Annotated in this window: 14 protein-coding genes; 12 read left to right on the top strand and 2 right to left on the bottom strand. The window is 67.8% G+C overall.

Going from position 1 to position 10,810, the window contains the following annotated elements; translation table 11 throughout:
- Positions 1-225 (top strand): demethoxyubiquinone hydroxylase family protein (locus ACIQ67_RS17095; protein ID WP_397535580.1); only part of this gene is annotated, 225 nt, incomplete at its 5' end.
- Positions 226-229: 4 nt separating this feature from the next.
- On the opposite strand, the gene ACIQ67_RS17090 is transcribed toward ACIQ67_RS17095, so the two are convergent.
- On the bottom strand, positions 230-652 hold the full coding sequence (locus tag ACIQ67_RS17090) for an OsmC family protein (RefSeq protein WP_397535581.1): 423 nt from the start codon (positions 650-652) through the stop codon (positions 230-232).
- 369 nt (positions 653-1,021) lie between these two features.
- Here ACIQ67_RS17090 and ilvA point away from each other — a divergent pair, with 369 nt between their 5' ends.
- Together ilvA and ACIQ67_RS17080 are read left to right on the top strand one after the other, a co-directional pair.
- Positions 1,022-2,605 carry a threonine ammonia-lyase, biosynthetic gene (gene ilvA / locus ACIQ67_RS17085; RefSeq protein WP_397535579.1) on the top strand — a complete coding sequence of 528 codons (1,584 nt, stop codon included), beginning with the start codon at positions 1,022-1,024 and terminating at the stop codon, positions 2,603-2,605.
- A gap of 90 nt (positions 2,606-2,695) precedes the next feature.
- On the top strand, positions 2,696-3,784 hold the full coding sequence (locus tag ACIQ67_RS17080; RefSeq protein ID WP_397535578.1) for a nicotinate-nucleotide--dimethylbenzimidazole phosphoribosyltransferase: 1,089 nt from the start codon (positions 2,696-2,698) through the stop codon (positions 3,782-3,784).
- 20 nt (positions 3,785-3,804) lie between these two features.
- Here ACIQ67_RS17080 and ACIQ67_RS17075 read toward each other — a convergent pair whose 3' ends face one another.
- Positions 3,805-4,389 carry a hypothetical protein gene (locus ACIQ67_RS17075; protein ID WP_397535577.1) on the bottom strand — a complete coding sequence of 195 codons (585 nt, stop codon included), beginning with the start codon at positions 4,387-4,389 and terminating at the stop codon, positions 3,805-3,807.
- Between the two features lie 52 nt (positions 4,390-4,441).
- On the opposite strand from ACIQ67_RS17075, the gene gspG reads away from it, so the two are divergent.
- The 9 genes from gspG to ACIQ67_RS17030 form a co-directional block, all read left to right on the top strand.
- Complete coding sequence (gene gspG, locus ACIQ67_RS17070) at positions 4,442-4,885, top strand: type II secretion system major pseudopilin GspG (RefSeq protein ID WP_397535576.1); 444 nt, start codon at positions 4,442-4,444, stop codon at positions 4,883-4,885.
- A gap of 7 nt (positions 4,886-4,892) precedes the next feature.
- A complete protein-coding gene (locus ACIQ67_RS17065; protein WP_397535575.1) occupies positions 4,893-5,354 on the top strand; it encodes a Tfp pilus assembly protein FimT/FimU in 462 nt (153 codons plus the stop codon).
- Positions 5,351-5,722: a type II secretion system minor pseudopilin GspI gene (gspI, locus tag ACIQ67_RS17060; protein WP_397535574.1), complete on the top strand. Its 372-nt coding sequence runs from the start codon at positions 5,351-5,353 to the stop codon at positions 5,720-5,722. The genes ACIQ67_RS17065 and gspI overlap by 4 nt, the downstream gene beginning before the upstream one ends.
- Entirely contained in the window at positions 5,722-6,396 is a 675-nt protein-coding gene (locus ACIQ67_RS17055) for a prepilin-type N-terminal cleavage/methylation domain-containing protein (RefSeq protein WP_397535573.1), read from the top strand. Before gspI ends, ACIQ67_RS17055 begins: the two co-directional genes overlap by 1 nt.
- On the top strand, positions 6,393-7,334 hold the full coding sequence (gene gspK / locus ACIQ67_RS17050; protein WP_397535572.1) for a type II secretion system minor pseudopilin GspK: 942 nt from the start codon (positions 6,393-6,395) through the stop codon (positions 7,332-7,334). The genes ACIQ67_RS17055 and gspK overlap by 4 nt, the downstream gene beginning before the upstream one ends.
- Before the next feature lie 59 nt (positions 7,335-7,393).
- Positions 7,394-8,638 carry a type II secretion system protein GspL gene (gspL, locus tag ACIQ67_RS17045; RefSeq protein WP_397535571.1) on the top strand — a complete coding sequence of 415 codons (1,245 nt, stop codon included), beginning with the start codon at positions 7,394-7,396 and terminating at the stop codon, positions 8,636-8,638.
- Positions 8,639-8,654: 16 nt separating this feature from the next.
- Positions 8,655-9,173, top strand: coding sequence for a type II secretion system protein GspM (gene gspM, locus ACIQ67_RS17040; protein ID WP_397535570.1), 519 nt, complete (start codon positions 8,655-8,657; stop codon positions 9,171-9,173).
- Positions 9,170-10,006 (top strand): type II secretion system protein N, encoded by an 837-nt coding sequence (locus ACIQ67_RS17035; RefSeq protein ID WP_397535569.1) that lies wholly within the window; start codon positions 9,170-9,172, stop codon positions 10,004-10,006. The genes gspM and ACIQ67_RS17035 overlap by 4 nt, the downstream gene beginning before the upstream one ends.
- Positions 10,003-10,810 (top strand): secretin N-terminal domain-containing protein (locus ACIQ67_RS17030; RefSeq protein ID WP_397535568.1); only part of this gene is annotated, 808 nt, incomplete at its 3' end. The genes ACIQ67_RS17035 and ACIQ67_RS17030, both read left to right, overlap by 4 nt.

Here is a 10,810-nt window from a genome sequence, read left to right as displayed (position 1 = left end):
GTTGTAGAAACAGAAACTCAGGTCGAACAACATCTGGCCAGCCACCTTGAGCGCCTGCCGGCCAGCGACGAGGCCTCACGTGCCATCGTCGATCAGATGAAACTGGATGAGGCCCGCCACGCCCAAGCTGCTGGACAGGCAGGAGCGGCCGAACTGCCAGCACCCGTCAAGGCCTTGATGCGCATGGCGGCCAGTGTCATGACCCGCACGGCCCATCACATCTGAAGGTTCAGACCTCGACGAGCTCGACCGAGGTCGTAATCGCGGCAGTCTTGGCCAGCATGATGCTGGCCGAGCAGTATTTTTCATGCGAGAGCGCCACTGCGCGCTCGACTGCGGCTTGATTCAATGCCTTGCCGCTGACGACAAAGTGCATGTGGATCTTCGTGAACACCTTGGGATCAGCATCGGCGCGCTCGGCGCTCAGCTTCAGCTGGCAGCCACGCACGTCGTGGCGGCCGCGCTTCAGGATGAGCACCACGTCATAGGCAGTACAGCCGCCGGTACCGGCCAGCACCGTCTCCATAGGACGCGGCGCGAGGTTGTGCCCACCGCCCTCCGGGGCGCCGTCCATGGCAAGCATATGACCGCTTCCGGTCTGCGCCACGAACGACATGCCCTGCGTTCCCATCCAATCAATCGTGCATTCCATAGCTTCTTTCGTTTCTGACATTTGCCTAGACCGCGCATCGAATATGACAAATCAATGGCAGATCCGGGCAAACGTCAACAATTCGAGGCAGTTACCTATTCTTGCCGCTTTGCCGCAGGAAATATTGCAGCGCAGCATTTTCCCGCGATAGAATTCTATTCAAGCGACTGAAAGCCGTTGGGCGAGGATCTTGTGATCCTGCTGACCGCTTTCGACGCACCGTTTGTCTCCTCCACCGCCTCCATGGTGGATTAAGCCCGAGCCCGCAAGGTCTCGGGCTCTTTTTTGCCTATCTGACCCAGCAGCGGGAGCGGAGAAGCGCTCGCTTATGATGCAGCGCCGCAAACATCCCGCACTGGAGACCTCTCAATGGCCGGCCCCGCCTCGAAGAATCCGAAACGCCGCCGCAGCGCCCAAACGAGCCTGCCGGCCCTGATTCCAAGCGGGAACAGCTACCTGCAGCGCATTCTCAACGCCAAGGTCTACGAGGTCGCTGTCGAGACCTCGCTGGATGCGGCGCGCAATCTGTCGAAGCGGCTAGGCAACAAGGTCTTGCTGAAGCGCGAAGACCAGCAGCCCGTCTTCAGCTTCAAGCTGCGCGGTGCCTACAACAAGATGGCACATCTGAGCGCCGATGCGCGCGCCCAGGGCGTGATTTGCGCATCCGCCGGCAACCATGCACAAGGTGTGGCACTGTCAGCGAAGAAGCTCGGTTGCCGCGCTGTCATCGTGATGCCGGTGACCACGCCCAAGGTCAAGATCGACGCCGTCCAGGCGCTGGGTGGCCAGGTCGTGCTGCATGGCGACAGCTTCACCGACGCCTACGGACGGGCGCTGGAGTTGGAGCGTGAGCAGGGCCTGACCTTCGTTCACCCCTTCGACGACCCGGACGTGATCGCGGGTCAGGGGACCATCGGCATGGAGTTGCTGCGCCAGCATCCCGGCCCCATCGACGCGGTCTTCGTCGCGATCGGCGGCGGAGGCCTGATTGCCGGCGTCGCGGCCTATATCAAGGCCCTGCGCCCGGAGATCAAGATCATCGGTGTGCAGACCCGGGACTCGGACGCGATGGTGCGCTCGGTCAAGGCCGGCAAGCGTGTGCAACTGAACGACGTCGGCCTGTTTTCGGACGGTACGGCCGTCAAGCTGGTCGGGGAAGAGACCTTCCGCATCACCCGCGAACTGGTGGATGACTACATCCTCGTGGACACGGATGCCGTCTGCGCCGCCATCAAGGACATCTTCGAGGACACCCGCTCCATCATGGAACCGGCAGGCGCACTCGGTGTGGCCGCGATCAAGCAGTACGTCGCCCGGACGGGCGCCAAGGGCCAGACCCTCGTGGCGATCACCTGCGGCGCCAACATGAACTTCGACCGCCTGCGCTTCGTGGCTGAGCGGGCTGAAGTCGGCGAGCAGCGCGAGGCACTGTTTGCCGTCACCATTCCCGAAGCGCGTGGCAGTTTCAAGCGCTTCTGCGAGTTGCTGGGCCCGCGCAGCGTCACCGAGTTCAACTACCGCATCTCGGATGCCAAGGTCGCCCATGTCTTCGTCGGCGTGTCGATCGCCAAGCGCGAGGAAGCCGTCAAGCTGGCTGCGCAGATGGTCAAGCATGGCTTCGAGACACTGGACCTGTCGGACGATGAGCTGGCCAAGCAGCACATCCGCCATATGGTGGGCGGCCGCAGCGAACTGGCGCGCGACGAGCGCCTGTACCGCTTCATCTTCCCGGAGCGGCCAGGTGCGCTGATGCGCTTCCTGTCCAGCATGCACCCGGACTGGAACATCAGCCTGTTCCACTACCGCAACCAAGGCGCAGACTATGGGCGAATCCTGGTGGGTATCCAGGTGCCCCGCGGTGACCGGGCGGCCCTGCGCCAGTTCCTGGACACTCTGAACTACCCCTTCGAGGACGAAACCAACAACCCGGTCTACCGGCTGTTCCTGCGCTGACCGATCTGATCGTGTGCTGCACTTGCGCACCCCGACTGGATCCCAGCAGAATCCGCCGACGTCGCGCCCCACCCTGCGCACCGCTTGCCTATGCCCATTCATCAGTCGCTGATTTCACCCACCGCCAATCCCGAGCTCGAACGCGCCTTGCGCGAGCGGATTGAACGGCGTGCGGCCATCAGCGGTGGCCTGGGGGAGCTCGAGCCGCTCGCGGTGCGCCTGGGACTGGTTCAGGAGACGCTGACGCCGCGCTTCCGCGAACCGACGCTGGCGCTGTTCGCTGCCGACCATGGCATCGCCGTCGAGGGCATCGGTCTGCTGCATGGCAACAGCACGCGTGAGCTGGCCTTGCTGGCCCTGCAGAACAAGCTGCCCGTATCCGTCTTCGCGCGGCTCCAGGGCCTGCACCTGAGCGTGGTCGACTGCGGCATCGCCGAACAGATCGCCCCACATCCCCTGCTGCTGGCCCGCAAGATCGCCCATGGCACGCGCAACTCACGGCTCGGCGTGGCAATGAGCATGGAGCAGGCGCACGCCGGTGTGCGGGTCGGCATGGAGATCGCCGCCACGTTCGAGGGCAATGTGCTGGCCTGCGCGGGCCTGGGCCAAGGCTCGGAGGAGAGTGCAGCCCTGGTACTGGCGCGACTCAGCGACCGGCCGCTGAGCAGCTTCATCCTGACGCATGTCGACAAACCCCAGGAAGCAGCCGAGCACCTGCTGGCCAGACTGCAGAATGCCCTGAATCGCCACCGCGACGTGCATGAACCCATGGACGTGCTGGCTGCGCTTGGCGGCTTTGAACTGGCAGTCATGGTCGGTGCCATGCTGGTGGCCGCCAGCAAGCGCAGCCTCATCATCGTCGACGGTTTGGCAGCCTGTGCCGCGCTGCGCCTGGCCGCGCTGATCGCGCCGCCAGTGACCGATTACGCCGTGTTCTGCCGCAGCCATGCACAGCAGGGCCTTGATGAAGCGATGGCCTTGTTCCGCGCCTCGGCCCTCCTGGAGCTGGGCATGCAGAGCAGTGACGGGACCGGTGCCGCACTCGCATGGCCGCTGATCCGCAGTGCCGCCGCTCTGCTCAGTGAGCTGCACGAAGTGGCAGATCGACTGAGCCCTTCAGGCCATGGCGACCTGCCCGTGCTGACCCAGGCCATTGGCGGACCTGACTCCAGGCCCTGAACCAGGCCCCAGGGCACTCTTCAGCGATCCGGCAAACCGCCGCGGTCAACACGCGGCGGCGGCAAGGTAACTTCCGGCTGCGCCGCGGGAGCCGCAGGCATCAGCACCGGCGCGGGCGCCGGCTGAGCGCTGGGCGCAAGCACTGCCGCCGCAGGAATCCCGGTCGCCGGCGCCGCCGGCTCTTCCAGCCGCAGGGTCAAGCGCGTCACACCGCCCTGCCCCAGCGACGCCGAGCGCGCATCGAGTGCCAACAGCTGCAGATCGCCGTCCACCGCGGCGCCCAGCCTTACCGCCCGCGCCGGCGCCCCATCCACCGAGATCAGGGCAACGCCCTGGCCCTGGTAGGACGCCGTACCAGCCCTGGGCGACACCACGCCCAGGAGGCGCAAGCGCGAATCCTGGGCAACAGGTGCCAACTCGGGCGCCGCATGGGCCGGCGTGCTGCCCAGCAGACGCGCCAGATCGCCACGTGGGGCCGCACCGTCGCCGGCAGACCGCGCATGCGAAGGAACCGGCAGCGGATGGGCCAGCATCTGCATGGCCCAGAAACCGGCACTGCCAGCAAGCAGGGCCCAGACGAGGAAGGAGAGCAATCGGACAGGCATGGGCCGATTATGATTCACGCCACCCCGACCACCGTCCCCACCGGAACTCTCGATGCGAACCCTCATGCACCGTCACCGCGGCGCCGGCCAGAACCAAGGCTTCACCCTGATCGAACTGCTGGTCGTGCTGGTCATCATCGGCGTACTGGCGGCCCTGGTCGTGCCCAATGTGCTGAACCGTGCGGATGACGCCCGGGTCACCGCGGCCCGCACCGACGTCAACAACCTGATGCAGGCGCTCAAGCTCTACAAGCTCGACAACCAGCGCTACCCCAGCCGTGAGCAGGGCCTGGAAGCCCTGGTGCGCAAGCCCAGCAGCGGCCCGATGCCGATGAACTGGAAGCCTTATATCGAGAAGCTGCCCAAGGATCCCTGGGGCCGCCCCTACCTCTACGAGGTGCCGGGCGTGAAGGGCGAGGTCGATGTCTACAGCCTCGGCGCCGATGGCCAAGCCGGTGGCGAAGGTAATGACGCCGACATCGGTTCCTGGCAGTAAGGCGCCCTTGCCCGCCGCCCGCGCCCGCGGCTTCACCCTGATCGAACTGCTGGTCGTGGTGGCCTTGCTGGCCATCGCCAGCGCCGCCATCAGCCTCGCGCTGCGCGACCCGGCCGCCGCCCAACTCGAACGCGAGGCCGAGCGCCTGGCCGCCTTGTTCGAATCCGCCCGCGCCGAGGCCCGCACCGCCGGCTTGGCGGTCAGCTGGATGCCGGTGCAGGACAGCAAGTCGGAGGAGCAGTTCCGTTTCGTGGGCTTGCCCGCCAAACTGCAGATGCCCAGCCGCTGGCTGGATGCACCGGCGCCCGTGGTCGAGATCCTCGGCAACGCAAGGGCCATCCGCCTCGGGCCGGAACCGATCATCGGTGCGCAGAGCCTGAGGCTGCGCCTGGGTAGTCAGGCCGTGACGCTGGCCACCGATGGTCTGGGCGCATTCGCCCCGGTGGCCCAAGAGATGGCCGCGCCATGAAGCACCCTGCTCGCCAGACCCATGGCTTCACCCTGATCGAGGTGCTGGTCGCCTTGGCCATCGTGGCCATCACGTTGGCCGCCGGGCTCAAGGCCGCTGGCGCACTGACCAGCAATGCCGAACGGCTGATGCAGACCAGCGCGGCCCAATGGTGCGCCGAGAACCAGCTGACCGAGCTGCGCCTGTCCAAGCAGTTCCCCGGCGCCGGTGAGATCGACTTCGCCTGCAATCAAATGGGGCGCGACTATCTGGGGCGACTGAGCGTGCGCCCGACGCCGAATCCGAACTTCCGCGCCGTCGATGCGCAGATCGCCTCGGCTGACGGCGTGCCGCTGCTGAGCCTCTCGACCATCGTGAGTCGCTACTGATGGCCGCGCTCAATGCATCACGGCTGCGGGGTTTCACACTTGTCGAGGTGCTGGTGGCCCTGGCCCTAATGGCCGCCATGGCAACGATGGCCTGGCGCGGCATCGACGGCATGCTGCGCAGCCGCGATATCAGCCAAGAAAGCCTGAGCCGGACCGAGCGCCTCCAAAGTGTGATCGCCCAATGGGAGCTTGACCTGCAGGCCCTGCAGGACAGCGGCATGCTGAATCCGATCACCTTCGACGGTGTCCGCCTGCTGCTGACGCGGCGCCAGCCCGAAGGCATGCAGCTCGTCAGCTGGAGCCTGCGCGACGGGCGCCTGTACCGCTGGGCGTCGCCGGTGCTGACGACGCAGAACGCACTCAGCGATGCCTATGCCCGCAGCCAGCAGGACATCCCCGGCCAGGAACAACTGATGGCGCTGGACGGCGTGAGCAGCTGGCAAATGTTCTTCTACCGTGGCAACAGCTGGAGCAATGCCCAATCCAGCGATGACATCAGCACGGAGCCCCCCGCAACGCCGCCGGGTTCGGCCGCCAGTGACGCGGGCGGCACACCGCCACCGGGCGGGCGCCGCCAGCTGCCCAGCGGCGTGCGCATGCTGCTGGAGTTTGCCCCCGATAGCGGCCATGAAGGCACGCTGACCCGCCAGGTGCTGCTGGGACCCCAATCATGAGGCGCCAGAGCAGCACCCAGCGCGGCGCCGCCTTGCTGACCGCGATGCTGATCGTCAGCCTGGTCGCAAGCCTCGCGGCAGCGATGGTCTGGCGCCAGTACCGGGCGGTGCAGATCGAAGCCGCCGAGCGCGCGCGCGCGCAGTCGGGCTGGATCCTGCTGGGCGCGCTGGACTGGGCCCGGCTGATCCTGCGGGAGGATGCCCGCGCCAACCGCAGCGAGCCGGTCGATTCGCTAAGCGAGGCCTGGGCCACGCCGCTGGCCGAAGCCAGGCTGTCGACCTTTCTGGCCGCCGACAAATCCAACACCGACGACGGCCCCGAGGCCTTCCTCTCCGGCAGCATCGCCGATGCCCAGGCGCGCTACAACCTGCGCAACCTGCTCGCGGGCACCGAGATGCCAGCCCTGGAGCTGCGCACCTTGCAGCGCCTGTGCGAGAGTGCCGGCCTGCCCACCAACACCGCCACGCAGCTGGCCACAGCGCTGCGCGCGGCCTGGGCCGCGCCCTCCGAGACCACGGCACTGCGGCCGCAGAACATCGATCAGCTGGCATGGCTGGGTCTGAGCCGCGAAACCATCGAGCGCCTGCGGCCCTTTGTCACCCTGCTGCCGCAGCCGACCGCCGTCAACCTGAACACCGCGCCGCGCGAGGTGATCGCCGCGCTGGCCGACGGCCTGGACCTGGCCAGTGCCGAGCGCATCGTGCAGCAGCGCCAAAGCCAGCCGCTGAAGTCCCTGGCCGTGGCCTTGTCCTTGATGCCCGCCGGCGTGACGCTGGGCGAGCAGCGCGCGGCCGTCAATTCCGCCTTCTTCCTCGTCAGCGGACGCCTGCGGCTGGACCAGCGTGTGGTCGAAGAGCGCTGGCTGGTGCAACGCCGGGAGCTTGAAGTCCTGGTGCTGCAGCGCCAGCGCGTCAATCTCAGCCTCGGCTCGCCCTGAGCACGGCCCGGCATGCGCACCCGAGAACCGTCATCCGCTGCTCCTAGAATGCCTCCGACATGACCACCCTGATACTGCTCCTGCCCCAGCGACCGCATCTGCGCGCGCAGGGCCGCGAAAGCGCCGGCCTGGACGTCGCTGCACGCAGCGACACCGGCCCTGAGTACGACTACCTGCTGAGTCCCGACGGCCGCCAGATCGTGGCCCAAGGCCGCTCTCCGGTGGCTCGGCTGCCCAAGGCGCAAACCGTGGTTGTGCTGCCTGCCGATGCCGACATCGCCTGGCATCGGATCAGCCTGCCGCGCGCCGGGCGCCAGATGCGCGAAGCGCTGGCTGGCCAGATGGAAGAGCAGCTGCTGGACGACCCCGAGCACCTGGCCTTCGCGCTCGAAGCCGGCGCCACCGGCGGTGCCGAAGCCTGGGTGGCCGTGATGAACAAGCCGTGGCTGCAACAGCATCTGGCGGCGCTGGACCAAGCCCAGATCTTTGTCGACCGTGTGCTGCCGCAAACCTGGCCCCAGCCGCAATCCAGCGGACACTTCTTTGCGCACGCTGAGGAGACACAGCGTTTGTGGCTGAGCCTGAGCCATGCCAAGGGACAGGCCACACTCAGCCTGGACGGCAGTCTGACGCGCGAAGTGCTCGGCCAGACCGACCTCGGCCCGGTGCAATGGACGGCTGCGCCTGGCGCGGTGGCCGCGGCGGAGCAATGGCTGGGCAGTGCCGTCGCGCCGCTCGGGAACGCTGAGCGCGCGCTGGCCGCCCTGGCCGGTCCTTGGGAGCTGCGCCAGTTCGAGCTCGCCCCCAAGACCCGCGGTCTGCGCGCTCTGCGGCAGAGCTGGCGCTCGGTGATGGGCCCGGCCTGGCGGCCAGTGCGCTGGGGCCTGGTGGGGCTGGTGCTGGTGCAGTTGCTGGGTCTCAATCTGCTGGCCTGGCAGCAGCAGCGCGCGCTGGATGCCCGCCGCGCGGCGATCACGCAGACCCTGCGCGACACCTTTCCGCAAGTGCGGGCCATCCTCGACGCACCGCTGCAAATGCGCCGCGAAGCCGATCTGCTGCGCGCCGCTGCCGGCCGTGCCGGCGAGCAGGACCTTGAAGCGCTGCTGGCCGCAGCCGCCACCGCCTGGCCGGCCGACCGCGGCCCGACCGATGCACTGAGCTTCGAAACCGGCCGGCTCAGCTTCCCGGCCATCGGCTGGAGCGAACCGCAGATCGAACAGTTTCGTCAGCAGCTGAGCAGCGAGGGCTGGCAGCTCGAAATCGCTGATGGCCGACTGGCCCTGAGCCGCGCCCGTCAACCCTGAGAACAAGAAGCACATCATGAGCAGCCCTGACACGACGCGTGCCGCCCGCCTGCAGAGCCTGGTCGCGCAGGCACGCAGCCATTGGCTGGGCCTCGGCGAGCGCGAGCGCCTGACCGTGTTGATCGGCGGCACCGCGCTGGCCTTGCTCCTGCTGTGGACAGTGGCGGTGCAGCCGGCGCTGCGCACCTTGAGCCGGGCGCCTCAACAACTGGCTCAGCTGGATGCGCAGCTGCAGCAGATGCAGAGCCTGGCGCAGGAGGCGGCCGAGCTACGCGCACTGCCCGTGGTGCCCGCGGCGCAAGCCCAGCAGGCGCTGCAGGCGGCCAGCACCCATCTGGGCAGCGCCGCCCGTCTGGTGGTGACAGGCGACCGCGCCGTGCTGACGCTGAGTGGGGTGCCCCCCGAAGCGCTGCAAGCCTGGCTGCTTGAGGTACGCGGCGCTGCCCGTGCCCGACCGGTCGAGGCCAAGCTGCAGCGCGGGCCGAACGGTTTCAGCGGCAACATCGTGCTGGCCGTCGGAGCGGCAGGCTCATGAGGATCCGACCAAGCAAGGCGGCACCCGCGGCAGAGCTGGCGGCGCCGCGCCCACGCCGCTGGGCCCTGCTGGGCGCGCTGACCGGGGGCCTGACTGCCTTGCTCGCGTTCGCGCCTGCGAGCTGGATGGCCCGCGCCCTGGCCGATGCCAGCCAGGGACGCCTGCTGCTGGCTGAGACACGCGGCAGCATCTGGAGTGGCAGCGGCGTGCTGGTGCTGACGGGCGGCGCCGACAGCCGCGATGCCAGCCGCCTGCCCGACCGCCTGGAGTGGACCCTGGGCCTGCAGGGGCTGGCCTTGCAGATCCAGGCCCGCCAGGCCTGCTGCATCAATGGCAGCCTGAGCCTGCGTATCGAACCTGGCCTGGGCCGCTGGCGTCTGGACCTGCTGGACAACGCGGGCGGCTGGACCGCCCGCTGGCCGGCTGCCTGGATGGCTGGCCTGGGCACGCCCTGGAACACACTGCAGCTCAGCGGCGGCGTGCGCATGAGCAGCCAGGGCCTGCAGCTCGAATGGGCGCAGGGGCGCTGGAACCAGACCGGCCGGCTCGACCTCGATTTCGTCAACCTGGCCTCGCGTGTCAGCCCGGTGGCGCCCCTGGGCAGCTATCGCGTGACCGTGGCGGCCGATACGGCCGCAGCCGGCGTGTCCACCCTGCAGATGCAGACGCTGGACGGTGCGCTGCAAATCAGCGGCCAAGGCACGCTGAGTGGCGGCAAGGCCCGCTTCAACGGCAGCGCACAAGCCGCGCCAGGTCGCGAAGCCGGACTGGACAATCTTCTGAACATCATTGGCCGTCGCGAAGGCGGCCGCTCTCTTATCTCGATTGGATGAGCATGCGCTACAGCACCACCCGACTCTGGACGGCCCTGGCCTGCGCCATCCCTTGCGCACTTGCGCTGTCCACATTGCCCGCCCATGGCCAGGCCAGCGCCAGGAAACCGGCATTGAAGGCGCAGACCCCGGTGACGCTGAATTTCGTCAACGCCGACATCGAGGCGGTCAGCCGGGCCATCGGCGCGATGCTGGGGCGGCAGATCCTGGTCGACCCGCGCGTCAAGGGCGTGGTCACGCTCTACAGCGAGCAGGCGCTGCCGGTGAATGAGGCCTATCTGAGCTATCTGGCGGCGCTGCGCGGCCTGGGCTTCACCGTAGTCGACACCGCCGGCCTGCTGAAGGTGGTGCCGGAGTCCGATGCCAAGCTGCAAAGTAGCACGGTCGAAGTGGGCGCGGGCGGCAAGCAGCGCGGCGACCAGATCCTGACGCAGATCTACAAGCTCAACCACGAGAACGCCAACAACCTCGTGGCGATCCTGCGCCCGCTGATCAGCCCCAACAACACCATCAATGCCAACCCGGGCAACAACAGCCTGGTGATCACCGATTACGCGGACAACCTGCAGCGCATCTCGCGCATCGTGGCGGCCATGGACACGCCGGCCAGTACCGATATCGAGGTGGTGCCGCTCAAGCATGCGCTGGCCTCCGACATCGCGGCGCTGGTGCAACGCCTGGGCGACGGCGGCCCGGCGGCTGCTGTGGTGCCCGGTCAGACCAGCGGCAGCGTGAGCGTGCTGGCCGACCCGCGCAGCAACGCGCTGATCCTGCGCGCGGCCAACCCGGTCCGGCTGGCCTCGA

The organism is Roseateles sp. (genome assembly GCF_044373315.1).
In the GTDB taxonomy this organism is placed as follows: domain Bacteria; phylum Pseudomonadota; class Gammaproteobacteria; order Burkholderiales; family Burkholderiaceae_C; genus JACDQM01.
The sequence above is the reverse complement of the archived record's forward strand: the minus strand, read 5'-3'. Positions and strand labels throughout refer to the sequence as shown.